The organism is Enterobacter sp. J49, assembly GCF_002148625.1.
In the GTDB taxonomy this organism is placed as follows: domain Bacteria; phylum Pseudomonadota; class Gammaproteobacteria; order Enterobacterales; family Enterobacteriaceae; genus Enterobacter; species Enterobacter ludwigii.
The window spans coordinates 185,845-209,898 of the sequence record NZ_MWPY01000014.1 but is presented as its reverse complement, the minus strand read 5'-3'; the positions used below and the strand labels follow the sequence as shown (position 1 = coordinate 209,898).

Here is a 24,054-nt window from a genome sequence, read left to right as displayed (position 1 = left end):
TTGGGCCGTCAGTCGCAGCAACAACCAGGATCGCGCCGTCCATCTGCGCAGCACCGGTGATCATGTTTTTAACATAGTCGGCGTGGCCTGGGCAGTCTACGTGTGCGTAGTGGCGAGTCGGGGTGTCATATTCAACGTGAGAAGTGTTGATGGTGATACCACGCGCTTTTTCTTCTGGTGCGTTATCGATCTGGTCGAATGCACGAGCAGCACCGCCGTAGGTTTTAGCCAGTACGGTAGTGATTGCAGCGGTCAGGGTAGTTTTACCATGGTCAACGTGGCCGATAGTACCAACGTTGACGTGCGGTTTTGTACGTTCAAATTTTTCTTTAGACACGGCTATATTCCTTACTATAGTGCTCTCCCCTTCGGAGAGAGCACGGGACTTAGGTTTTAATCCTGTGGATTACTTACCACGGGCTTCGATAACGGCCTGAGCAACGTTGTTAGGCGCATCATCATACTTCAGGAATTCCATGGTGTATGATGCACGACCTTTGGTCAGAGAACGCAGCTGAGTTGCATATCCGAACATTTCAGACAGCGGAACTTCAGCATGGATCTTAACGCCAGTTACTTCGGATTCCTGACCGCGCAGCATACCGCGACGACGGCTCAAGTCACCGATAACGTCACCGGTGTTCTCTTCAGGAGTCTCTACTTCAACCTTCATGATTGGCTCAAGCAGAACTGGTTTTGCTTTCTTAAAGCCTTCTTTAAAGGCAATAGACGCAGCCAGTTTAAACGCCAGTTCAGAGGAGTCAACGTCGTGGTAAGAACCGAAGTGCAGACGGACACCCATGTCAACAACCGGATAGCCAGCCAGAGGGCCCGCTTTCAGCTGTTCCTGGATACCTTTATCAACGGCTGGGATGTATTCGCCAGGAATTACACCACCTTTGATGTCGTTGATGAACTCGTAACCTTTAGGGTTAGAGCCCGGCTCCAGTGGGTACATGTCGATCACAACGTGACCGTACTGACCGCGACCACCAGACTGCTTAGCGTGTTTACCTTCAACATCGGTAACTTTCGCACGAATCGCTTCGCGGTAAGCAACCTGAGGTTTACCCACGTTCGCTTCAACGTTGAATTCACGCTTCATACGGTCAACGATGATGTCCAGGTGCAGTTCACCCATACCAGCGATGATGGTCTGGTTAGATTCTTCATCAGTCCATACGCGGAATGATGGGTCTTCTTTCGCCAGACGGCCCAGAGCCAGACCCATTTTTTCCTGGTCAGCTTTGGTTTTTGGTTCAACCGCGATGGAGATTACCGGCTCAGGGAATTCCATACGCTCCAGAATGATCGGGTGATCCGGGTCACACAGGGTGTCACCAGTAGTCACGTCTTTCAGACCGATTGCTGCAGCGATGTCGCCCGCACGAACTTCTTTGATCTCTTCACGTTTGTTAGCGTGCATCTGTACGATACGGCCAAAACGTTCACGCGCCGTTTTCACGGAGTTCAGGATGGTGTCACCGGAGTTAACCACACCAGAGTAAACGCGGAAGAAGGTCAGGTTACCCACGAATGGGTCGGTAGCAATTTTGAACGCCAGTGCAGAGAACGGCTCTTCGTCGCTTGCGTGACGTTCAGCCGGAGTATCTTTACCGTCGTCCAGGATGCCGTTGATCGCAGGAACGTCAACCGGGGATGGCAGGTAATCAATTACCGCATCCAGCATCGCCTGAACACCTTTGTTCTTGAATGCAGAACCACAGGTTACCAGGATGATTTCGTTGTTCAGAACACGCTGACGCAGAGCTTTTTTGATCTCTTCTTCAGTCAGTTCTTCACCACCTAGGTATTTCTCCATCAGCTCTTCAGAAGCTTCAGCAGCGGATTCGATCAGGTTCTGGTGCCATTCGTCAGCCAGGTCCTGCATCTCAGCTGGGATATCTTCGTATTCGAAGGTAACGCCCTGGTCTGCATCGTTCCAGTTGATGGCTTTCATTTTCACCAGGTCGATAACGCCGGTGAAGCCTTCTTCAGCACCAATTGCCAGCTGCAGCGGAACAGGGTTCGCGCCCAGACGGGATTTGATCTGACCAACAACTTTCAGGAAGTTAGCACCCATACGGTCCATTTTGTTAACGAACGCGATGCGTGGAACTTTATATTTGTTCGCCTGACGCCATACGGTCTCAGACTGTGGCTGAACACCACCAACTGCGCAATAAACCATTACCGCGCCGTCAAGAACACGCATGGAACGTTCTACTTCGATGGTGAAGTCAACGTGCCCTGGGGTGTCGATGATGTTAACGCGATGCGGTTCGTACTGCTTAGCCATACCTGACCAGAATGCAGTAGTCGCTGCGGAGGTGATAGTAATACCACGCTCCTGCTCCTGTTCCATCCAGTCCATGGTGGCTGCGCCGTCATGAACTTCACCGATTTTATGGTTTACACCGGTGTAGAACAGAATACGTTCGGTAGTAGTGGTCTTACCGGCGTCGATGTGCGCACTGATACCAATGTTACGGTAACGTGCGATGGGTGTTGTACGAGCCATTTGATTCCTCGTTTGTTTCTTTAGGCGTTCAGTTAAGTAACCCAGGACGGGCAGCTTCGCTGAAGCGCCCGCCTGGTGACTAATACTCCGAAGGGATTACCAACGGTAGTGTGCGAACGCCTTGTTGGCTTCTGCCATACGGTGAACGTCTTCACGTTTCTTAACTGCAGTACCTTTGTTTTCTGCAGCATCAGAAAGTTCGTTCGCCAGACGCAGAGCCATGGATTTATCACCGCGTTTACGAGCAGCTTCAACGATCCAACGCATTGCCAGAGCATTACGACGAACCGGACGAACTTCAACTGGAACCTGATAAGTAGAACCACCAACGCGGCGAGACTTAACTTCTACAGTCGGGCGCACGTTGTCGAGAGCGACTTCGAAAGCTTCCAGTTCATTTTTACCAGAGCGCTGAGCCAGGGTCTCCAGCGCGCTGTATACGATTGCTTCTGCAGTAGATTTTTTACCATCTACCATCAGGATATTTACAAATTTTGCCAGCAGTTCTGATCCGAATTTCGGATCTGGAAGAATTTTACGCTGACCAATGACGCGACGACGTGGCATGGGAATACTCCGTTGTTAATTCAGGATTGTCCAAAACTCTACGAGTTTAGTTTGACATTAAGATAAATCAGTTTGGCCTTACTTAACGGAGAACCATTAAGCCTTAGGACGCTTCACGCCGTACTTGGAGCGAGCCTGCTTACGGTCTTTAACACCTGAGCAGTCCAGCGCACCACGAACGGTGTGGTAACGAACACCCGGAAGGTCTTTAACACGACCGCCACGGATCAGGATCACGGAGTGCTCCTGCAGGTTGTGACCTTCACCACCGATGTAGGAAGTCACTTCGAAACCGTTAGTCAAACGCACACGGCATACTTTACGCAGTGCGGAGTTTGGTTTTTTAGGAGTGGTGGTATATACACGAGTACATACGCCACGTTTCTGCGGGCAGGCTTCCAGTGCAGGCACGTTGCTTTTTGCAACTTTGCGCGCACGTGGTTTGCGTACCAGCTGGTTAACTGTTGCCATTAAATAGCTCCTGGTTTTAGCTTTTGCTTCGTAAACACGTAATAAAACGACCTCATACAATATGAGGACGCGAAATTTTAGGGCTACGTCGAAAAGGTGTCAAGAAATATACAGCGATCTCGGATCACCAGTTCATTTGACTGGCGTGCGTCACAGTAAGATTGACGAAATCAGTATAGCCAACCACGTCAATTTTGGCTGAAATTTGACCAGAAAGACCTCGCGCCTCAAGATCGTCTTTCAGCGCAGAGACGGATATGGGGGCATTGCTGAGAATTTCAACGAAACGACTCCCTTCAAGCGCAGCCAGTACGCCATCCTGAATCAGCAGCAGGTCATCACCTTCGCGCAGCATGCTCAGTAATGCGTCGATATCACAATGCCACGGTGAACGGCTCAGGGTATGGAGCATGTCAGCCTCAGAAATTCAGAACAGTGTCGTAATGGGAAAGTTGGTCGCGCAGCGCGTCGGCCGGGAGGAGTGTTACATCCAGCACGAAAGACGTCTTATCGCTCAGACCGCGCGCAGCCAGAGAATCAGCGCAGACAAAAAAGGTTTCAATGTCGTAAAGCGGCAGCACTTTAAAGGTCGCGATGTAATCCCGCGCCAGAATAGCCTGCGGCTGCTGGCCTGCCAGAAGCTGAAACACGCCATCCCCTAAAAAGAAGACACCGATGTCTTCGGTCAGCGCTGATGTTGCGAGCAACGCATCCAGCCCTTCTCTGCCGGACGCACTACCGTGCGGAGCAGATGAAAAAACAAACGCCACGCGTTTCATCAGAATTGCACCACTCTGTCGCAGGTTAACGCAGCCTGTGCCAGTGCGCCCAGACCGCTCAACGAAAACCCCGGCTGCAGGTTGGCCCCTGGCAAGCCAAGACGTTCAGCTTCGGTGGCATCGGTCACGCCGCGACGCAGGGCTGCCGCCACGCAGATATGCAGCGCAACCCCCCTTGTCTCGTTCAGCGTCTGCCAGGCGCGCACCAGATCAAATTCATCGCTGGCCGGTGAGGTAAACTGGTTGGCGTTATACACCCCTTCCCGATAAAAGAAGACGCTCACCAGCTCATGTCCGGCAGCCAGTAACGCATGCGCAAACTGCAGCGCGCTGCTGGCCTGCTGAGTACCATACGCCGGGCCTGTCACCATCAGCGAAAAACGCATTACTTGTCTTGCCCCTGGAAATCACCGCTTTTGAACTGGCGGATGTAGAGGTAGACCGTATGCTTGGAAATGTTCAGGCGATCGGCCACCTGGTTAATGGCATCTTTGATGTCAAAAATCCCTTTCTCATAGAGATTCAGCACGATCTGACGATTCTTGGCGTTGTTCGATACGTTGCGATCGGCATTCACCTCTTCGATAGTGAACTCAAGCGTCTGCGTCACCAGATCTTCAACCGAGGAGGCAAAGTTAACTGAGGAGCCAACGTCCGGCGTTTCAGGCGGTATGAAAGTGCTCATGATTTGCGAGAACGGCACATCAAGGTTCATGTTGATGCACAACAGACCGATCACGCGATGCTCGCGATTTCGAATCGCGATGGTTTCTGATTTCATCAGTACGCCGCTTTTGGCGCGGGTGAAATAACATTTGGAGACGCTGCTGTCCGCGCCGGTCATGTCATGCAGCATACGCAATGCAAGGTCGGTGATTGGCGAACCAATTTTACGGCCAGTATGCTCACCATTAGCAATGCGGATGGCGGAACACTTAAGATCTTGCAGGGAGTGCAATACGATTTCGCAGTGGGACCCAATGAGCATCGCTAACCCGTCCACTACCGCCTCGTAGGATTTTAGAATATCGAAGTCGGTCTGGTCGAAAGGACGTTGATCCAGTAAATCAAGTTCACTGGTTTCGTTGGTTAAAAGCGACCTGGACATGAAAAAAACACTCCTTTTCAGGAGCCTGTCGTTAGGTTTTCAGGGCAGGCTCATTATCTACACGGACAACTAAATTAATACAGCGTGCATAACGCTTTCCAGTGTTAATTATATCTGCCCCACAATAAAAAAAACCGCCGCCTTAAAGGCGGCGGTTTTCATTCCATTACTTCTTCGCGTCTGTCGCAGCTTTCTGTTCTGCCTGCGCTTCTGGTTTCGCATCAGCTTTCGGCGCTGGCTTGATGTCCAGCAGCTCTACGTCAAAGACCAGGGTAGAGTTAGCAGGGATACCTGGAACGCCGGTTTTGCCATATGCCAGATCCGGTGGAATAACCAGCTTGATCTTGCCACCTTTCTTGATGTTTTTCAGACCTTCAGTCCAGCCTGGGATCACACCATCCAGACGGAAGGAGAGAGGCTCACCACGGGTGTAAGAGTTATCGAACTCTTTACCGTCGATCAGCGTACCTTTGTAGTTAACCACGACAGTATCGCTGTCTTTAGGCGCGTCACCGGTACCTTCTTTCTCAACTTTGTACACCAGACCCGTAGAGGAGGTTTTCACGCCCTTCTCTTTAGCAAAGGTATCGCGGTAGGCTTTACCTTTCGCTTCGTTGTCTTTTGCATCCGCTTCCATCTTAGTCTGAGCGGCACCTTTTACACGTGCTTCGAACGCCTGCAGAGTCTGTTCAATTTCCTGGTCAGACAGTTTGCTCTTATCTGCAAATGCGTCCTGAACGCCCGCGATCAGCTGAGCTTTGTCCAGTTTAATGCCCAGTTTCTCTTGTTCTTTCAGAGAGTTTTCCATGTAACGACCCAGAGATGCGCCAAGTGCGTAGGCGGATTTCTGGTCGTCATTTTTGAACGCCGCTTTGCTGTCTGCAGTTGCAGCAGGCTTCGCAGCAGTATCAGCAGCGAAGGACAGCGGCGCGTTCAGCGCAACAGCCATCGTCGTCGCCAGCAGCGTTACTTTAAACAGTGATTTCATCCATATCTCCAGGGCCTGGGGACTCTCACCCCAGCGTTAAACGTAAATGAGTTACGTACTATAAAACGTTGCGGAAGAAATCTACAGACAGACTCTCCCGATTCTCGCCACTTTTCAGACTATTTTTGTTTAAATAAGTTTCTTGCCAAGGGGATAGATACTGAACTTAAGGATAAACTCAGTTAAACTTCGCCGCCGCTGGCCGATTGTGGTTAATGAGATACAACGAGGTGAATGATGAAGGACACAATGTTAGAAGCGAGAATGGCTGAGCTGGAAAGCCGCCTGGCTTTTCAGGACATCACCATCGAAGAGCTAAACCAGACCGTGACCGCACATGAACTGGAAATGGCGAAACTGCGGGATCTCATGCGCCTGCTGACGGACAAACTGAAGGCCACACAGCCGTCACATATTGCCTCTCAGTCAGAAGAGACGCCACCACCTCATTATTGAGGCGTAAAAAAAGCGGGATTATTATCCCGTTTTTTTATTTTCCGAATAACGGAATTAGTGGCAACCGCAGCCGCCGTTACCGCAACCACCTTTACCGTGGTCGTGACCATGGTCGTGATCGTGGCCGTGACCACCACAGCAGCCGTCGTGGCCGTGATCGTGGTCATGGTCGTGACCGTGCGCACCGTGAACGTGGCCATGAGCCAGCTCTTCTTCGGTCGCTTCACGGATCGCAACAACTTCTACGTTGAATTTCAGGTTCTGGCCAGCCAGCATGTGGTTGCCGTCAACCACAACGTGGTCGTCTTCCACTTCAGTGATTTCAACAGGAACCGGACCCTGGTCAGTTTCCGCCAGGAAGCGCATGCCAACCTGCAGTTCGTCAACGCCCATGAACACGTCTTTAGGAACGCGCTGCACCAGGTTGTCGTCGTACTGACCGTAAGCGTCGTTCGCGCCAACAGCAACGTCGAATTTGTCGCCAACGTCGTGACCTTCCAGCGCGTTTTCCAGGCCGGAAATCAGGGAACCGTGACCATGCAGGTAGTCAAGCGGCGCACTCACCGGAGACTCATCAACCAACACACCGTCTTCTGTACGTACCTGATAGGCCAGGCTGACCACCAGGTCTTTTGCTACTTTCATGATATCTCCTGAGCAAGGGAAAATTGCTGGCGCAGATTGTAGCGGAAATCTGCACCCGTGTACCCTTTAGCTTAAAAAAACTCAGGGCATATCGCTAGTCCGGATGAAAAATCCCGATAACTTGCTCTTCTTTGCGAACATGATCGCGGGCTTCTTTATCCGCCTCGCGCATCTGATGACCGCACTTAACACACTCTACGACATCAATATTATTTTCCCGCCACATCGCCAGCGTATCTTGCGCCTGGCAGCTCGGGCATTTTGCGCCCGCAATAAAGCGTTTACGTACAGCCATCTTTCGTTACCCTTTATTCAAATTCATCCCAGCCATCGAGCTGGCGTCGTTCCTGTTGCATCTCTCGCTGGAAAATCTCTTCCAGCTCGCGACGCGCTTCCCGCACGCGGGAGATCTGCGCCGTATCAGAGTGTACCGGCATTAATTCGCGCAGCATTCGCATGTCCAGCCGGCGAAAATGCATCTGGGCCCGCTGAGCCTGATGGGGATGCATGCCCAGCGAAATCAGCGCTTTACGCCCCAACTCCAGCGCACTGGAAAATGTCTCACGGGAGAAGTGTTTCACACCTGCCTGCAGCAGTTCGTGCGCTTCAACACGTCCACGCGCACGCGCCAGAATATGCAGATGCGGGAAATGCTGCTGGCACAGTTCCACCAGCTTCATCGTATCTTCCGGATCGTTGCAGGTAATCACGATGGATTCTGCCGCTTCTGCTCCCGCTGAACGCAACAGTTCGAGCTGGGTCGCGTCGCCGTAGTAAACCTTGTAGCCGTATTTACGCATCAGGTTCACCGCGCTGATATCGCGCTCCAGTACCGTAATGCGCATTTTGTTCGCCATCAGCAGACGTCCAATCACCTGCCCAAAGCGGCCAAAGCCCACCACAATCACCTGCGGCTTATCATCCTCCACCCACGGCATCTCATCTTCATCCTCTGTCGGATTTAAGCGCCGTGAGAGCAGCTTATCCACCAGCCTGATGAGCAGTGGGGTGGTCATCATCGACAGCGTGACCGTCACCAGCAGCAGCGCCATCTGATCGTCTTTAAACAGCTTCTGGGAGGAGGCGGTGGAGAACAGCACGAACGCGAACTCTCCGCCCTGACTTAAGACGCTGGCAAACTGCATGCGCTCGGAACTGCGCAGCCCGTATATCCGTGCCATGACGTACAGCACCAGCGTTTTTACCGCCACCAGCACAACAACACTCATCACCACCCACAGCAAATGGGTATAGAGCACGCCCAGGTTGAGCGCCATTCCCACCGAAATAAAGAACAACCCTAACAGCAGCCCTTTAAACGGATCGATAGCCGTTTCCAGTTCATGACGATATTCGCTTTCGGCAAGGAGCACCCCGGCGATAAACGTACCGAGCGCCATCGACAGCCCCAGCGCATCCATAAACAATGCCGAGCCCAGCACCAGCAGCAGCGTCGCGGCAGTAAACACCTCGCGCACGCCAGAGGCGGCAATAAAACGAAACACCGGCCGCAGCAGGAAACGTCCGCCAATCAGCATGCCGGCGAAGGCCAGCACCTTCATGGAGATTTTGACCCAGTCAAAATGATCGTCACCGGAGCCTGCCAGTAACGGCACCAGTGCCAGCGCCGGGATCACGGCCAGGTCCTGGAACAGCAGTACCGAAAAGCCCAGCTGTCCTGCCTCGTTGCGGTTCATCCCTTTGTCACGCATTAACTGCAGCGCCATCGCTGTCGACGACATCGCAAGACCTATTCCGCCGATCACCGCCGCCTGCCACGAGAAGTTGGTCAGCATTAACAGCCCGGCCAGAATCGCGGCACTGAACAAGACCTGCGCCGCCCCCACGCCAAATATCGATCGCCGGAGCTGCCACAGTTTTGACGGGTTCAGTTCGAGGCCAATGATGAACATCAGGAACACCACGCCCAGTTCAGAGAAGTGGAGTATTTCATCCACATCGCTGATGAATCCCAGCCCCCAGGGGCCAATGGCGATCCCGGCCAGCAGGTAGCCCAGCACCGCGCCAATGCCCAGCCGGGCGGCCAGCGGAACCGCCACCACTGCGGCAAATAAAAACAGCACGCCGGCCAGGAGTAAATTCGATCCTTCCATTAGCGACCTCCCGCCGAAATCGGTGATGCCAGCCAATCGCCATACGCTCTGGCGTGGCTCGCCAGCGCTTCAGGCTTCTGGCGACGCGCCCAGTAGACAATAATCGGGCTCATCCAGTGCATGCGGCACATCGCGGCCGTCAGCTCAAACGGTCGCAGGATATCGCTCATGGGATAACGGTTAAGACCGTCGTGGCGGTAAGCGCTCTCTGGCTCACCGGTCGTAATGACACTGCGCCAGTACTTTCCCGCCAGCTGGTTGCCCCCTACCCCGCTGGAGAACCCCCGGCTCAGCACACGGTCCAGCCACTCTTTCAGCAGTGCCGGACAGCTATAGGTATAAAGCGGATGCTGGAACACAATTACGTCATGCTGACGCAGCAGTTCCTGCTCGTAAGGAATATCAATAAAGAAATCAGGATAGTGCGCGTAGAGATCGTGCACCGTCACATTGCTGAGCTGAGTAGCCGGCTTAAGCAGAACCCGGTTTGCCACCGAGTCCTGAGATTCCGGATGGGCATACAGCAGCAGCACTTTCGCTGTCTGAGACATCACTCCCCTCCCGGTTCTGTTTCTGTTTTTGTGTATCGTCGTTGTTTTGGGCTACCATGGCGGCCCGGTGCGGAAAATGGCCCACACCTTACATTATCATAATGACAAATTAACATAGTCGGAACATACGGCGCTTCTATGATTGTTTTCTCCTCGTTACAAATTCGCCGCGGCGTGCGCGTCCTGCTGGATAACGCCTCCGCCACCATCAATCCCGGTCAAAAAGTGGGTCTGGTCGGCAAAAACGGCTGCGGAAAATCGACCCTGCTTGCGCTGCTGAAAAACGAGATTAGCGCTGACGGCGGTAACTTTACCTATCCGGGTAACTGGCAGCTTGCCTGGGTAAACCAGGAGACGCCTGCCCTGAGCGAACCCGCTCTCGACTATGTTATCGACGGCGATCGTGAATACCGTAAGCTGGAAGCTGAACTGAACGCCGCCAACGAGCGAAATGACGGTCATGCTATCGCCACCGTCCACGGTAAGCTGGACGCCATCGACGCATGGACCATTCGCTCCCGCGCCTCCAGCCTGCTGCACGGTCTGGGTTTCAGCAACGAACAGCTTGAACGCCCCGTCAGCGACTTCTCCGGCGGCTGGCGTATGCGCCTTAACCTGGCGCAGGCACTGATTTGCCGTTCCGACCTGCTGCTGCTTGATGAACCCACTAACCACCTCGATCTCGATGCGGTTATTTGGCTGGAGAAGTGGCTCAAGAGCTATCAGGGCACTCTGATTCTGATCTCCCACGACCGCGACTTCCTCGACCCGGTGGTGGATAAAATCATTCATATCGAACAGCAAAGCCTGTTTGAATACACCGGCAACTACAGCTCATTCGAGCGCCAGCGCGCGACGCGCCTTGCTCAACAGCAGGCGATGTACGAAAGCCAGCAGCAGCGCGTGGCGCATCTGCAAAGCTTTGTTGACCGCTTCAAGGCTAAAGCCTCTAAAGCCAAGCAGGCCCAGAGCCGCATCAAGATGCTGGAGCGCATGGAGATGATCGCCCCGGCGCACGTCGATAACCCGTTCCACTTCAGTTTTCGCGAGCCCGAGAGCCTGCCGAACCCACTGCTGAAGATGGAAAAGGTGAGCGCTGGCTACGGCGATCGCATTATTCTCGACTCCATCAAGCTCAACCTGGTGCCGGGCTCACGTATTGGTCTGCTGGGGCGTAACGGCGCCGGTAAATCGACGCTGATTAAACTGCTGGCGGGCGAGCTTAACCCGGTCAGCGGCGAGATCGGCCTGGCAAAAGGCATTAAGCTTGGCTACTTCGCCCAGCATCAGCTGGAATTCTTACGCGCGGATGAATCGCCCATCCAGCACCTCGCGCGACTGGCGCCGCAGGAGATGGAGCAGAAGCTGCGCGATTACCTTGGCGGCTTTGGCTTCCAGGGCGATAAAGTCACCGAAAACACCGAACGTTTCTCCGGCGGCGAGAAAGCGCGTCTGGTGCTGGCGCTTATCGTCTGGCAGCGTCCGAACCTGCTGCTGCTCGATGAGCCTACAAACCACCTCGATCTCGACATGCGTCAGGCGCTGACCGAAGCGTTAATTGAGTTTGAAGGCGCGCTGGTTGTCGTCTCGCACGATCGTCACCTGATCCGCTCCACAACGGACGATCTCTATTTAGTGCACGATGGCAAAGTCGAGCCGTTCGATGGCGATCTGGAAGACTACCAGCAGTGGCTGACGGACGTGCAGAAGCAGGAAAACCAGCCGGACGACTCGTCGAAAGATAACGCCAACAGCGCCCAGGCGCGTAAAGACCAGAAGCGCCGTGAAGCGGAACTGCGTACTCAAACCCAGCCGCTGCGTAAAGAGATTGCCCGTCTCGAAAAGGAGATGGAGAAACTTAACGCTCTGCTGGCTACCGTTGAAGAGAAGCTGGGTGACAGCGGTCTGTATGACCAGAGCCGTAAGGCGGAACTGACCGACTGCCTGCAGACACAGGCGAAGACGAAATCCAGCCTCGAAGCGTGCGAGATGGCGTGGCTGGACGCCCAGGAACAGCTGGAAGCCATGCTGCAGGCCGACTAAATCCCCGGGAGGGTTATGAGTTTCGATATCACGAGCGACATTACATTTCGTAAACTCAGCATCTTCATGACCTTTATGGAGAAGGGCAATATCGCCCGTACCGCCGAAGCGCTTGGCCTGAGCGGCGTTAGCGTGCACCGCGCGCTGCATACTCTCGAAGAAAATGTGCGCTGCCCGCTCTTTACGCACAAAGGTCGCAATCTCATTGCGCTGCCTTCGGCCTGGACGCTACTGGAATATTGTCAGGAAGTGATGCAGGTAATGGCGCGCGGGCTGGAAGAAGCGCGCAAAACGGCCGGTGTTGGCCAGGGACGACTGCGCGTCGGCACGCTCTACTCGCTGACGCTGGAAACCGTGCCACGCCTGATTATGGGGATGAAACTGCGCCGTCCGGACCTGGAGATGGACCTGACGATGGGCTCTAACGAGACCCTGTTGCGTATGCTGGACGACGGTTTGCTCGACGCCATCCTCATCTCTATTTCCGAAAGCGATATCGACCGCAACAGTCTGGAAGTGCTCCCCCTGTTCCATGACGACATTTTTCTTGCCGCACCGGCCTCTGCCACGCTGAACACCAGCGGGCCTGCCGACTTACGTGATTACAAAGACCAGAAGTTTGTCGCGCTGTCGGAAGGGTTTGCCACCTACGCCGGGTTTCAGGAGGCGTTTCATATTGCCGGTTTCGAACCGGAAATCGTCACCCGCGTAAATGACATTTTCTCGATGCTGAGTCTGGTGCAGGCGGGCGTGGGCTTTACGCTCATGCCAGGCAGAATGAAGAAAGTGTATGAGAACTCAGTACAGCTACTGAAGCTGGCCCAGCCGTATCAAATGCAGCAGTTGATTGCCATTGTGTTTGCCCGCAACCGCGAGCAAGACCCCAGCCTGCGGGCACTGGCAGCCGAAGGGCGAATGTATGCCCGCAGTATCGCCACCGACCCTGCGCAGACCCTACCTTTGTAGCCGCTTAGCGAGGTGTACCGCCACGTCTACACCACTGCGCTCCAGCGAAACCGACTCCCCTTCCCAGGCCGCCTGACGCGTCAGGCAGGTCAGTACTCCGCCAGGTGGCATTTCAATCGCCAGCCGGGCTTCACGCTCGTTGGCAGAAATCACCGCTTCCTGCCAGCGCACCGTGCGCGCCATATTCATCGCCAGATCGTCCGCGATTTTCTCAGGCGTCCAGAGCACGCGTCCTGTGCTGCCGCTCAGGTAAGCACAGCGCGGGCGTGTGAGCGTGACGGATGTGAATGCCTCCACCAGCTTGTGCGCCGGCTCCGCCAGCAGTTCGCAATGGGAAGGCACGCTGACGGTCAGCCGATGCGCCTTATTAGCCCCTTTTGCCAGCGCGCGTTTCGCCACCTGCGCCATCCCCTCATCGGTGCCGGCGATCACAATCTGCGTTTCCGCGTTCAGATTGGCGATATACGTTCCGGTGCCTTCCAGCAACGCTTCAACCTGAGGCAGGGTCAGCCCCATTATCGCGGTCAGGCCATAACCGTGCGGATAGGCTTGCTCCATGAGATCGCCACGCAGCGCGACCAGCTTCAGCGCGTCGGCAAATTCCAGCGCACCGGCAATGACCGCGGCCGGATACGCGCCAATAGACAGACCGCTGACGATATCCGGTGCCACGCCGCGTTGTTCAAGCTCACGCGCCCAGGCAACACCGGCAATTAACAACGAAAGCTGAACGGCTCGCGTGTGGGTTAACGCTGCCGCGGTATCCAGCATATCGACTTCGCCACCCAATACCTCGCGGGCCTGCTCCAGCGTCGTGCCAGGCAGGTTTTGCAGCATACCGGCATGCTGGGTGCCCTGCCCTGGAAAGGTAAACAGTATTTTCATCACTCCTCCCTGTGCCACGGGTCCGCCACCAGACGTGGCCCACGGCGGGTCTTCAGCAACGTTTTGCCGTCGCGCAGCCACTCCGTCAGCGCAAAGCCGCCTTCAGGGGTGTCGACCTGGGTGTCTGCCCGACATAACGCGCGGCTGAGCTGTGACGCCCAGACACGCAAAGCGTCAGCCGACAGAGGCTGAGGGGCTCGCACCAGCAGATCGAGATCGCTGTCGGCATGAATGACCGGAATACCGGTCGCCAGGGCGTAGCCCGTGCTGCCCGTAATTCCCCACGTCCACGGCCATGACTGCTGAGAAAGTTGCAATGCCACCTGAACCGGTGGCTGAGTCACAAACGGTGAACGCAGAAGATCGGCGGTCACGCTCAACGCCTCGGGTGAGACCACCCGCACGACGTTGTCTGGCTTCACCCAACCGGCCGCCCGCTGGTCGCGGCGTAAACCGCGTACGCCAACGGGAATACGGCCAGCGTTATCAACATCACGCCGCACGACCACCGGTAAACCGGTATGCCATACCGCATCCACCCAGTCGTCAGTGATGCCTTCCAGCGCGTCACGCGCGTTAAGCCAGATGAGGTCGTGAGGGCGTAATGTTGTGGTCATAATTACATTCCTGAAGTTAGCGAGATAAACAGTGGCAGCGACAGGATACACAGTACCGAGCTTAACAGCAGCACCGCTTCCGCATCCGGAGACTGCACGCCAAAGCGGTTACCGAACACCACGCCGAAGAAACCGGCTGAGAGCGCAATCATCAGGATAGCGGTGATCGCCACGGAGCCGTGCAGACCGAAGATCAGAACGATACCCCAGGCAATCGCAGGCTGGATCAGCAGCTTGGCTACGGTTGAGGTAATCACCATGGTGTTGATCTGCAGCTTACGCGCAGAGAGGATCACCCCGGTCAGGAACAGCGCGGCAGCCGTTGCAGAAAGCCCCAGTGGCTTAATGGCAGCCAGAACAAGTTCAGGCATTTTGATGCCGATTGCAGACAAAATCACACCCAGCAGGGGTCCCATCACAATCGGTTTTTTAATCGAGCGCCACATCAGCACCGGCAGCATCGAGAGCGTTGAACCGGAGTTATTGCCTTCGGCACGCGCTTTTTCACGTTCCAGAATCAGCAGGCAGAACGGCGTCATCAGTACCGAACCACAGGCGATAGAGACCGCCACGGACAGTGAGGTTGAAGAACTTTCACCCAGCACGCTGCCCAGAATCGGCAAGCCAAGCGCGGCATAGTTTGGCAGCGCAACCGTCAGCGTAAGCACGGCGGCATCCTGTGGGGATTTTTTAAAGACGCTGGTCGCGAGGAAGTAAATGGCCGCGTAGGTTATCCACATCGCCAGGGTCAGCACCAGAATCAGCGGTGACTGGGCTACGATGCCGGTCCACGGGGTTTGCACCGTGGCGCTGAACAGCGCGGCAGGCAAAGCAAAATCCATGACGAAGATATTAAGCAGGGAGACATTTTTGTTATCGACCATCTTTGCCTTACCGGCCCAGAATCCCAGCAGCATGATGACGAAAATCGGTGCAAGAGCATGAACAATTACGTAAGTCATAATTCACCTGTAGTAAAAAAGTTTAAGCACTGGCGCGATGATTATTATTTTCAGGATGCAGGTTCCCGCGCGGACGTAACGGTTACGTCCGCGGGGAGTGCATCTGGCAGGTCTCTTTTTACTTACCAGCTTGCCCGCATGCGTTCGCGTACGAGGGCAGAGCTGCGGCGATTGTCAGCACCGAGACGGTTTTTCAGGGTGTTGTCCTGACGAGCGTCATGGATGGCCTGTTGCAGCGTGGTTTTCACCTGCGTCAGATCGTTTTCAGAAGGGGCATCCGGGTTGCTGATGTCCAGCAGGTTGGAAAGCAGCCCCAGTGTGGCGTAGTTGCTGATGTCATAGGCCATTGGCGGGATCGTTGCCGCCAGTTTTTCCAGCGCGTCCACGGTACGTAGCGTAATACGCGCCGCAGACTCTTTACCCATGGCATGGATCAGCACGCCTTTATCGTTAAAGGCAATCAGGCGGTTTGCCTGGTACCCGTGCGCCAGAAACGCGCCGGACATCGCTTTACCAACGATAAGCCCAATCACCGGATGACCGGCCAGACGCGCGTTAGCATAGGCCGCCGCCGCGCCGGCCAACGCCTGGTGAATACCAAATGCCTCTTCACGACGGCCATAGGCCTGACTTGGCACATCAATCACCGCCACGATCGGGCGCTTCACGGCGCTGTTAGCATCGGCGGCAACGGTTTCGCTCACCACTTTTGCCAGCGTCCAGCCTTCCAGCAGACCGACTTCCCCTTTCGCCGCGCGCGGGAAGTGGTTGTTGGCATCCGGTACCACGGCAACAAAACGTACCGTTTCACCGTTAAGTTCACCATCGGCCGCCTGTACGGACGGGCATAAACCTTCCAGGCGTCTGGCGTTCGGCGCGAGCGTTTGCAGCCAGAGTTCGCCACGGCTTACTGAGTTAGTCATCATTTCACCTCCCGGGCAAAGAGCGCTTTAATCTGTTCGGCATCGGCCTGTTTGCGGGTGTCGAAATTCGTCAGACGGTTCAGGTAATCGTCATAGTTATCGGTGCGATGTTTTGCAGGCACGCCTTTGGCAATCGCGTCGTTCATCGCCGCTTTCACCGCGTTCACGCCATCGCCAACCAGTGCATCTACCAGGCCGCTTTCATAGCGGACTTCGCCACCGGTCATGCTCCAGATAAACGGACGGTCGCGGGAGTCATACTCTTCAATCCCCGCTTCCTGCTCGATAACCTGAGGACCATTCAGACCGAGACGCGCTTCGCGGGTGACAATCAGGTAACTGCACAGTGCAGCAGCGATAGACATCCCACCGAAGCAGCCCACGGTCCCGGCCACAATCCCGACCACCGGGGTGTAACGGCGCAGGTCAACAATTGCCGCATGAATATCGGCAATGGCCGCCAGGCCCAGGTTGGCTTCCTGCAGACGCACGCCGCCGGTTTCGAGACACAGTACCGCCTGCGTCGGGATCCCGTTGCGGTTATCTTCTGCCGCCAGCTCCAGCGCGGCCGCCATTTTGGCGCCGGACACTTCGCCCATGCTGCCGCCCTGGAACGCACCTTCGATCGCCACCACTACCGCAGGCTGACCGTTGAGGGTGCCTTTGGCGACCACCATGCCGTCATCGGCCTGAGGAACGATGCCCTGCGGCCCCAGCCACGGGGAGATAATGCCTTCAAAAGGATCCAGCAGTTCGCGATAGCTCCCGTCGTCCAGCAATGCCTGCGCACGCTGGCGAGCTTTTAATTCAATAAAACTCCGATCATCACGCATGGCTCACCCCTTCAAAAACCTGTTCGATACGAATGCGTGCCACCCCCGGCGTCGCGCCAAAGTCGTGGATCGTCAGTTTTCCTGCAGGCAGGCTGCTGACGGTGTGCAGGCGGTTGAACAACGCCTCCCAGCGACCGCGGCTGTTGTCGACGGACGTGGTGATATCAATGGTTAACGTCTGGCCCGGTTCGGCGGCAAACAGCACCTCCATATCCCCGGAACCAACAACCCCTGCGAGCGCTTTGCCGCTTAACGCGCGGCTCGCTGGCATGGTTAATGTGATTTTTTCCATAACATCCTCTTAATGCTTTGAATAAGGCGTTTCGATGCGATCGAGAAACAGCGTGGCGGCAAGCAGGTCGGCAGCTCCGCCCGGTGAGGCATTGAGTGCCAGCATGTGGCGGTCTAACCTCGCCAGCGCCATCTGGCCTGCGGATGTCGCGCATCCTCCGGCGCTCAGCACCGCACGCGCACCGTTCTGCATGGCCTCCAGCCCCGCCATCCCGGCGCGCGACAGCACGCAGGTGTCGGTAAGCGACGTCATGATGGCCATCAGCGCATCGAGCCTTGCGTACGTTTCGCTGCTGCCGTTAAGACGGCTCAGACGAAGCCGCGGCAGAGCACGCTGCATCACGTGTGGAAATGCCTGCTGAGCCTCTTCACGTGCGCCCGGAACCCGGTAGCGGCGCGTGGCGCGTAGCCCTTTGCTGAACACTTTCGGCGCCGCGTCATCGGGCAGTTTCGCCAGCTGTGCCGCGGTATTCGCTGCCGCCTGCGCGCTGGCATCGCCACCGAGCATCGCCACGGCACTGACCAGCAGCCCCAGCGCCCAAATCGCGCCGCGGTGGGTATTTACACCGTCGGTAGCCGCCATCATCTGCTGCTCACCTTCACGGCCGAGCCGCCCTATGGTTTGCCTGAGCGCAATATCCGCCGGACGCTGCCAGCTGTGTTGCGCCAGCGCCTGAAACGTGGGGGTCAGGCTGCGCGCGGAACGCTCCATCAACGCGAGCGACAGATCGTGGTGCGCGCCGTTCCCCCGACTGTCCACCAGACCGGGTTTCGGGCTTAACTGTGCTTCGTCAATCAGACACTGCGTGGCGGTTCGCGCCAGCCATTCGGCACCGCCTTCAACCTGAATCTGGGGCAGAAGTTTCATTACCAGCTCCGGAATTTCGCAGGTGGGTTGTAAAGACCGCCAGACCATTCAACCAGGTCTGACACGCTGCCTGCTGCCAGCAGAGAACGGGTGGCATCGGTGCGGCGAATCCCCATATCTTCCGGGTAAACCACTTTGCCGCTCTGGCGCAACTGCGCCACGCGCTTGGCATCGACGCCCAGACCGATATCGGTGATCCCCGCGACGGCCGCAACCATCGCCCGGCGCTCTTCAAGACTTTCTGCGCGATAGAGGTAAGCAATCCCCTCTTCCGTCAGCACATGTGTCACGTCGTCGCCGTAGATCATGACCGGAGCCAGAGGCATCCCGGACGCTTTCGCAACGTCAACAGCATCGAGTTTTTCCACAAAGGTCGGTTTCACGCCTGCCTGGAAGGTTTCCACCATCTGGACGACGAGTTTTTTACCGCGCTGCATCGGATCAGGTTCGGTGATCATGTTCAGCCAGGCCGGGGTGGCATGACGACGACCATGCGGGTCATGGCCCATGTTTGGCGCACCGCCGAAACCAGAGAGACGACCACGGGTCACGGTTGAGGAGTTGGCATACCCGTCAACCTGCAGGGTTGAGCCGATGAACATATCAACGGCGTACTGGCCTGCCAGCTGACAGAAGGCGCGGTTGGAACGCATAGAGCCGTCGGCACCGGTAAAGAAGATATCCGGACGTGCACGAATGTACTCTTCCATCCCCAGTTCGCCGCCGAAGCAGTGCACGCTTTCCACCCAGCCGCTTTCAATCGCCGGGATCAGGGTTGGGTGCGGGTTAAGGGTCCAGTGTTTACAGATTTTGCCTTTCAGGCCGAGCTGTTCACCGTAGGTCGGCAGCAGCAGTTCAATCGCCGCGGTATTGAAACCAATCCCGTGGTTCAGGGATTGCACCTGATGTTCCGCATAAATGCCCTTAATGGCCATCATCGCCATCAGGATATGTTCCTGTTTGATGAGACGCGGGTCGCGGGTAAACAGCGGTTCGATAAAGAACGGTTTGTCGGCCACCACCACAAAGTCAATCCAGGAGCCGGGAATATCCACGCGCGGCAGGTCGCATTCGTCGTCCACCAGCTCATTCACCTGTGCGATGACAATGCCGTCATGGAACGCGGCCGCTTCCACCAGCGCGGGGGTATCTTCGGTGCTTGCGCCGGTATAAAGATTACCTTTTCGGTCCGCTTTAAAGCCGGCAATCAGCGCCACGTTTGGCGAGAGATCCACGTACAGACGTGAATAGAGTTCTATGTAGGTATGGATAGCGCCAATTTCGAGCTGACCATCTTCCAGCAGCTGCGAGATGCGCAGGCTCTGGGTACCGGAGAAGGAGAAGTCCAGCTTGCGGGCGATACCTTTCTCAAAGATATCCAGATGCTCGCTACGGCCCACGCTTGGCATAATCATGTGCAGGTCATGCACGATTTGCGGGTTCACTTCAGCCAGCGAACGTGAAAGGAAATCGGCCTGCTTCTGGTTATTACCTTCCAGAACGACTTTGTCGCCAGGCGCGATCAGTTTTTCCAGCATGGCGACAAGATCGCCGGTTGGCAGTACCTTGCCCTGCACCGGTACGGAGGCCAGACGACGCGCTTTCTCGGTGCGTCGTGTGTTCCATTGCCGGGTGGGTGTTTGCCCAGATAACATTATTAACCTCCTGATTCAGCACATCATTCTGATTTGCTTAACGTTGAGTAAAGTGTGCGCTGTGGCGAGGAAGTCATCAATTAAGCGCAGGGCGGAATCATTAGCCTGAGAGTAATAATCAAGGTAAATATTTGTGATCGAGATCAGTTCATGTTTCGGAAAACCAGGCTAAACGGGGTACAATTCGGAAAGAACAGAAAATAACTGACAAGAATTAGCATCGCCGTTATGAGCCAAATCATTCCATCAGACTTCGACATCATCGCCGAAGACAGCACCGAGTTCGTGCCCATGCGCGGCGTGGCCAATTGCCATCTGCAGACCATGCTGCCGCGACTCATCCGCCGTAAGGTTCAGTTCACGCCGCACTGGCAACGGCTGGACTTACCGGACGGTGACTTTCTGGACCTGGCATGGAGCGAAGAGCCAGAACAGGCGCGCCACAAGCCGCGTCTGGTGGTTTTTCACGGTCTGGAAGGAAGTCTGCACAGCCCCTATGCACACGGGCTCATCCAGGCAGCCAAAGCGCGGGGCTGGCTCGGCGTGGTGATGCACTTTCGCGGCTGTAGCGGCGAACCGAATCGCCAGAAGCGCATCTATCACTCGGGTGAAACCGAAGACGGCACCTGGTTTTTACACTGGTTACGGGAAAACTTTGGTACCGTCCCGACAGCGGCCGTGGGCTACTCGCTGGGCGGCAATATGCTGGCGTGCCTGCTGGCAAAAGAGGGCGACACCGTGCCGCTGGATGCGGCCGTCATTGTCTCCGCGCCCTTTATGCTGGAGCAGTGCAGCTACCATATGGAGAAAGGCTTTTCCCGGGTCTATCAGCGTTACCTGCTCAACCTGCTGAAAGCCAACGCGGCGCGCAAGCTGAAGGCCTATCCGGATACGCTGCCGGTGAGCCTGCGTCAGTTGAAAAAGGTCCGTCGCATCCGCGAATTCGACGATCTGATCACTGCCAAAATTCACGGCTTTGCCGATGCGATTGACTACTATCGTCAGTGCAGCGCCATGCCGCTGCTCAGCAAGATCACGCAACCGACGCTTATTATTCATGCCAAAGATGACCCGTTTATGGATCATCACTCTATCCCCGCGCAGGAATTTTTGCCTGCCAACGTTCACTACCAGCTGACAGAGCATGGTGGTCACGTGGGGTTCATCGGTGGAACGTTGCGCCGCCCGAAAATGTGGCTGGAGTCGCGTATTCCTGACTGGCTTACCCCTTATCTGGACGGTGCAAAATGATTATTCCGTGGCAGGATCTCTCCCCCGAAACGCTCGATAATCTGATTGAAAGCTTTGTCTTGCGCGAAGGTACCGATTATGGTGAACATGAACGTTCGCTTGAGCAAAAGGTCAACGATGTGAAGCGCCAGCTCAAAAGCGGCGACGTGGTGCTGGTATGGTCTGAACTGCATGAGACGGTCAATATCATGCCCCGCAACGCGTTTCATGGCTGATCTTTAAACCTTTCCAGTCAGGGAGTTGCTATGTCTGCCAGACATCCGGTTATTGCCGTTACGGGTTCGAGTGGTGCGGGAACCACCACGACCAGCCTCGCTTTTCGTAAGATTTTCGCCCAACTGAATCTCCGTGCGGCGGAGGTCGAAGGCGATAGCTTTCACCGCTACACGCGCCCGGAGATGGATATGGCTATCCGCAAGGCGCGCGATCTGGGTAAACACATCAGCTACTTCGGCCCGGAGGCCAATGACTTCGGCCTGCTGGAGCAAACCTTTCAGGAGTACGGCCAGAGCGGCAAGGGGCAGTCACGCAAATATCTGCACACCTACGATGAAGCCGTTCCCTGGAACCAGGTGCCAGGCACTTTTACCCCCTGGCAACCGCTGCCGGAACCGACCGACGTCCTGTTTTACGAAGGGTTGCACGGTGGCGTGGTGACGCCGCAGCATGACGTGGCGCGTCACGTGGATCTGCTGGTTGGCGTAGTGCCCATCGTGAACCTTGAGTGGATCCAGAAGCTGACGCGTGACATCAGCGAGCGCGGCCATTCACGCGAGGCGGTGATGGATTCCGTCGTGCGCTCCATGGAAGACTACATTACTTACCTGACGCCGCAGTTCTCCCGCACGCATATCAACTTCCAGCGCGTACCGACAGTGGACACCTCTAACCCGTTCGCGGCCAAAAGTATCCCGTCGCTGGATGAGAGCTTTGTGGTTATCCACTTCCGCAATCTCGACGGCATTGATTACCCCTGGCTGCTGGCGATGCTGCAGGGCTCGTTTATTTCGCACATGAATACGTTAGTGGTTCCGGGCGGAAAAATGGGGCTGGCAATGGAATTAATTATGATGCCGCTGGTACAGCGGTTGATAGAAGGGAAGAAAATCGCCTGATGATTTCCCTCTCCGCGTGGGAGAGGGTTTCGGTGAGGGCATCGGGGTGAACGATGCCCCCAATATCAGGCGTCGATCACTTCATACGAATGCGTAATTTTTACCGCTTTCTCGAGCATTAAGGCGACCGAGCAGTATTTCTCCGCTGAAAGATCGACCGCGCGTGAGACCGCCGCGTCTTTCAGTTCTTTCCCGCTGACGATGAAATGCAGGTTAATGTGGGTGAACAGGCGTGGTGCCTCTTCGCGGCGTTCTGAGGTGAGTTTTACTTCGCAGTCGGTCACATCGTGACGGCCTTTTTGCAGGATCGACACCACATCAATTGCGCTGCATCCACCTGCTGCCATCAGCACCATTTCCATTGGGCTTGGTGCTTTATCGCCGGAGTTACCATCCATCAAAATCTGGTGTCCTGAAGCGGACTCGCCCAGGAACGTTAAACCTTCAACCCATTTCACACGCGCTTGCATATTCACTCACTCCAACGTTGCATTTTTGGTGACAGATTACGCGTGCGTTACATTTCTCGCAATGGAAGGCGACCTGCGTCATGCTGAAGCGAGACACCAGGAGACACGCGGCGAAAGCTATGCTAAAACACTCAGGATGCTACAGTAATACATTGACGTTACACATGTATGCAGAGGACATCAAACTTTACTGGCTGCGAAACGTTACGATAGCCGACTTCCCAGGGTATGGGTAAGAATTCGATTGCAACCCCAGAGTCCGGATGCATCTTATGACTCTGGTGACAGCTTATAACAGAGGATAACAGCGCATGGTGCTTGGCAAACCGCAAACAGACCCGACTCTCGAATGGTTCTTGTCTCATTGCCACATTCATAAGTACCCATCGAAGAGCACGCTGATTCACCAGGGTGAAAAAGCGGAAACGTTGTATTACATCGTCAAAGGCTCGGTGGCAGTGCTGATCAAAGATGAAGAAGGGAAAGAGATGATCCTTTCTTATCTGAACCAGGGCGATTTCATCGGTGAACTGGGCCTGTTTGAAGAAGGCCAGGAACGTAGCGCCTGGGTTCGTGCAAAGACAGCATGTGAAGTGGCTGAAATTTCCTACAAGAAATTCCGTCAGTTGATTCAGGTTAACCCTGACATCCTGATGCGTCTTTCTTCGCAGATGGCGCGCCGTCTGCAGGTGACATCTGAGAAAGTGGGTAACCTCGCCTTCCTGGACGTGACCGGCCGTATCGCTCAGACCCTGCTGAATCTGGCGAAACAACCCGATGCGATGACTCACCCTGATGGCATGCAAATTAAAATTACCCGTCAGGAAATCGGTCAGATTGTCGGTTGCTCCCGTGAAACAGTGGGCCGTATTCTGAAAATGCTGGAAGATCAGAACCTGATCTCCGCACACGGTAAAACCATCGTGGTTTACGGAACGCGTTAATTCCGCTCAAACGGCGTGCCATCGCAAGGTG

The 24,054-nt window shown here is 55.4% G+C and carries 29 protein-coding genes; 7 read left to right on the top strand and 22 right to left on the bottom strand.

Features of this window, described 5'->3' with window-relative positions; translation table 11 throughout:
* The 9 genes from BJP35_RS01365 to fkpA all read right to left on the bottom strand — a co-directional run.
* The coding region (locus BJP35_RS01365; RefSeq protein WP_000031698.1) for a GTP-binding protein at nucleotides 1-337 on the bottom strand (337 nt) is incomplete at its 3' end.
* Nucleotides 338-406: 69 nt separating this feature from the next.
* A complete protein-coding gene (gene fusA, locus BJP35_RS01360) occupies nucleotides 407-2,521 on the bottom strand; it encodes an elongation factor G (RefSeq protein WP_014171904.1) in 2,115 nt (704 codons plus the stop codon).
* A gap of 96 nt (nucleotides 2,522-2,617) precedes the next feature.
* Nucleotides 2,618-3,088 carry a 30S ribosomal protein S7 gene (gene rpsG, locus BJP35_RS01355; RefSeq protein ID WP_003861706.1) on the bottom strand — a complete coding sequence of 157 codons (471 nt, stop codon included), beginning with the start codon at nucleotides 3,086-3,088 and terminating at the stop codon, nucleotides 2,618-2,620.
* 96 nt (nucleotides 3,089-3,184) lie between these two features.
* Nucleotides 3,185-3,559 (bottom strand): 30S ribosomal protein S12, encoded by a 375-nt coding sequence (rpsL, locus tag BJP35_RS01350; protein WP_000246815.1) that lies wholly within the window; start codon nucleotides 3,557-3,559, stop codon nucleotides 3,185-3,187.
* Nucleotides 3,560-3,683: 124 nt separating this feature from the next.
* A complete protein-coding gene (tusB, locus tag BJP35_RS01345) occupies nucleotides 3,684-3,971 on the bottom strand; it encodes a sulfurtransferase complex subunit TusB (protein ID WP_014171906.1) in 288 nt (95 codons plus the stop codon).
* 7 nt (nucleotides 3,972-3,978) lie between these two features.
* Complete coding sequence (gene tusC / locus BJP35_RS01340) at nucleotides 3,979-4,338, bottom strand: sulfurtransferase complex subunit TusC (RefSeq protein ID WP_014171907.1); 360 nt, start codon at nucleotides 4,336-4,338, stop codon at nucleotides 3,979-3,981.
* A complete protein-coding gene (gene tusD / locus BJP35_RS01335; RefSeq protein ID WP_014171908.1) occupies nucleotides 4,338-4,724 on the bottom strand; it encodes a sulfurtransferase complex subunit TusD in 387 nt (128 codons plus the stop codon). The genes tusC and tusD overlap by 1 nt, the downstream gene beginning before the upstream one ends.
* Nucleotides 4,724-5,446 (bottom strand): transcriptional regulator, encoded by a 723-nt coding sequence (locus BJP35_RS01330; RefSeq protein WP_014171909.1) that lies wholly within the window; start codon nucleotides 5,444-5,446, stop codon nucleotides 4,724-4,726. Before BJP35_RS01330 ends, tusD begins: the two co-directional genes overlap by 1 nt.
* Nucleotides 5,447-5,612: 166 nt before the next feature.
* Entirely contained in the window at nucleotides 5,613-6,434 is an 822-nt protein-coding gene (gene fkpA / locus BJP35_RS01325) for an FKBP-type peptidyl-prolyl cis-trans isomerase (RefSeq protein ID WP_014171910.1), read from the bottom strand.
* A gap of 237 nt (nucleotides 6,435-6,671) precedes the next feature.
* Here fkpA and BJP35_RS01320 point away from each other — a divergent pair, with 237 nt between their 5' ends.
* Nucleotides 6,672-6,890: a protein SlyX gene (locus BJP35_RS01320; RefSeq protein ID WP_020884603.1), complete on the top strand. Its 219-nt coding sequence runs from the start codon at nucleotides 6,672-6,674 to the stop codon at nucleotides 6,888-6,890.
* Between the two features lie 54 nt (nucleotides 6,891-6,944).
* Here BJP35_RS01320 and slyD read toward each other — a convergent pair whose 3' ends face one another.
* From slyD to kefG, 4 genes are all read right to left on the bottom strand, one after another.
* Nucleotides 6,945-7,535 (bottom strand): peptidylprolyl isomerase, encoded by a 591-nt coding sequence (slyD, locus tag BJP35_RS01315; RefSeq protein WP_014171912.1) that lies wholly within the window; start codon nucleotides 7,533-7,535, stop codon nucleotides 6,945-6,947.
* Between the two features lie 94 nt (nucleotides 7,536-7,629).
* Entirely contained in the window at nucleotides 7,630-7,830 is a 201-nt protein-coding gene (locus BJP35_RS01310; RefSeq protein ID WP_013099038.1) for a YheV family putative zinc ribbon protein, read from the bottom strand.
* Between the two features lie 13 nt (nucleotides 7,831-7,843).
* Nucleotides 7,844-9,649 (bottom strand): glutathione-regulated potassium-efflux system protein KefB, encoded by a 1,806-nt coding sequence (gene kefB / locus BJP35_RS01305; RefSeq protein ID WP_020884602.1) that lies wholly within the window; start codon nucleotides 9,647-9,649, stop codon nucleotides 7,844-7,846.
* On the bottom strand, nucleotides 9,649-10,200 hold the full coding sequence (gene kefG / locus BJP35_RS01300) for a glutathione-regulated potassium-efflux system ancillary protein KefG (protein ID WP_020884601.1): 552 nt from the start codon (nucleotides 10,198-10,200) through the stop codon (nucleotides 9,649-9,651). The genes kefB and kefG overlap by 1 nt, the downstream gene beginning before the upstream one ends.
* A gap of 138 nt (nucleotides 10,201-10,338) precedes the next feature.
* Between kefG and BJP35_RS01290 the strand changes: the two genes are divergently transcribed.
* On the top strand, nucleotides 10,339-12,243 hold the full coding sequence (locus tag BJP35_RS01290; RefSeq protein WP_020884600.1) for an ABC transporter ATP-binding protein: 1,905 nt from the start codon (nucleotides 10,339-10,341) through the stop codon (nucleotides 12,241-12,243).
* Between the two features lie 15 nt (nucleotides 12,244-12,258).
* Nucleotides 12,259-13,209, top strand: a complete 951-nt coding sequence (locus tag BJP35_RS01285; protein ID WP_014171916.1) for a LysR family transcriptional regulator — start codon at nucleotides 12,259-12,261, stop codon at nucleotides 13,207-13,209.
* On the opposite strand, the gene mdcH is transcribed toward BJP35_RS01285, so the two are convergent.
* The 8 genes from mdcH to mdcA form a co-directional block, all read right to left on the bottom strand.
* Nucleotides 13,198-14,094 carry a malonate decarboxylase subunit epsilon gene (mdcH, locus tag BJP35_RS01280; protein ID WP_047742560.1) on the bottom strand — a complete coding sequence of 299 codons (897 nt, stop codon included), beginning with the start codon at nucleotides 14,092-14,094 and terminating at the stop codon, nucleotides 13,198-13,200. The genes BJP35_RS01285 and mdcH overlap by 12 nt on opposite strands.
* Nucleotides 14,094-14,711 (bottom strand): malonate decarboxylase holo-ACP synthase, encoded by a 618-nt coding sequence (locus BJP35_RS01275; protein ID WP_047742562.1) that lies wholly within the window; start codon nucleotides 14,709-14,711, stop codon nucleotides 14,094-14,096. The genes mdcH and BJP35_RS01275 overlap by 1 nt, the downstream gene beginning before the upstream one ends.
* Nucleotides 14,712-14,713: 2 nt before the next feature.
* Nucleotides 14,714-15,673, bottom strand: a complete 960-nt coding sequence (locus BJP35_RS01270) for an AEC family transporter (RefSeq protein WP_014171919.1) — start codon at nucleotides 15,671-15,673, stop codon at nucleotides 14,714-14,716.
* A gap of 122 nt (nucleotides 15,674-15,795) precedes the next feature.
* Nucleotides 15,796-16,596, bottom strand: coding sequence for a biotin-independent malonate decarboxylase subunit gamma (gene mdcE / locus BJP35_RS01265; protein ID WP_032670503.1), 801 nt, complete (start codon nucleotides 16,594-16,596; stop codon nucleotides 15,796-15,798).
* Nucleotides 16,596-17,429, bottom strand: a complete 834-nt coding sequence (locus BJP35_RS01260) for a biotin-independent malonate decarboxylase subunit beta (protein ID WP_014171921.1) — start codon at nucleotides 17,427-17,429, stop codon at nucleotides 16,596-16,598. Before BJP35_RS01260 ends, mdcE begins: the two co-directional genes overlap by 1 nt.
* A complete protein-coding gene (mdcC, locus tag BJP35_RS01255) occupies nucleotides 17,422-17,721 on the bottom strand; it encodes a malonate decarboxylase acyl carrier protein (protein ID WP_020884595.1) in 300 nt (99 codons plus the stop codon). The genes BJP35_RS01260 and mdcC overlap by 8 nt, the downstream gene beginning before the upstream one ends.
* Nucleotides 17,722-17,730: 9 nt before the next feature.
* A complete protein-coding gene (locus BJP35_RS01250) occupies nucleotides 17,731-18,588 on the bottom strand; it encodes a triphosphoribosyl-dephospho-CoA synthase (RefSeq protein ID WP_086462866.1) in 858 nt (285 codons plus the stop codon).
* A complete protein-coding gene (gene mdcA, locus BJP35_RS01245; protein WP_014171924.1) occupies nucleotides 18,588-20,243 on the bottom strand; it encodes a malonate decarboxylase subunit alpha in 1,656 nt (551 codons plus the stop codon). The genes BJP35_RS01250 and mdcA overlap by 1 nt, the downstream gene beginning before the upstream one ends.
* Nucleotides 20,244-20,471: 228 nt before the next feature.
* On the opposite strand from mdcA, the gene BJP35_RS01240 reads away from it, so the two are divergent.
* From BJP35_RS01240 to BJP35_RS01230, 3 genes are read left to right on the top strand one after another with little or no spacing between them, the layout of a single operon-like run.
* Nucleotides 20,472-21,494 carry a hydrolase gene (locus BJP35_RS01240; RefSeq protein ID WP_014171925.1) on the top strand — a complete coding sequence of 341 codons (1,023 nt, stop codon included), beginning with the start codon at nucleotides 20,472-20,474 and terminating at the stop codon, nucleotides 21,492-21,494.
* Nucleotides 21,491-21,709 carry a YheU family protein gene (locus tag BJP35_RS01235; protein ID WP_003861664.1) on the top strand — a complete coding sequence of 73 codons (219 nt, stop codon included), beginning with the start codon at nucleotides 21,491-21,493 and terminating at the stop codon, nucleotides 21,707-21,709. Before BJP35_RS01240 ends, BJP35_RS01235 begins: the two co-directional genes overlap by 4 nt.
* Nucleotides 21,710-21,739: 30 nt before the next feature.
* Nucleotides 21,740-22,609, top strand: a complete 870-nt coding sequence (locus BJP35_RS01230; protein WP_014171927.1) for a phosphoribulokinase — start codon at nucleotides 21,740-21,742, stop codon at nucleotides 22,607-22,609.
* A 65-nt stretch (nucleotides 22,610-22,674) separates the two neighbouring features.
* On the opposite strand, the gene BJP35_RS01225 is transcribed toward BJP35_RS01230, so the two are convergent.
* Complete coding sequence (locus BJP35_RS01225) at nucleotides 22,675-23,079, bottom strand: OsmC family protein (protein WP_025202873.1); 405 nt, start codon at nucleotides 23,077-23,079, stop codon at nucleotides 22,675-22,677.
* Between the two features lie 311 nt (nucleotides 23,080-23,390).
* On the opposite strand from BJP35_RS01225, the gene crp reads away from it, so the two are divergent.
* The gene (crp, locus tag BJP35_RS01220; RefSeq protein ID WP_000242758.1) at nucleotides 23,391-24,023 is read left to right on the top strand and encodes a cAMP-activated global transcriptional regulator CRP; all 633 of its coding nucleotides are present in this window, start codon (nucleotides 23,391-23,393) and stop codon (nucleotides 24,021-24,023) included.
* Nucleotides 24,024-24,054: the final 31 nt, after the last annotated feature.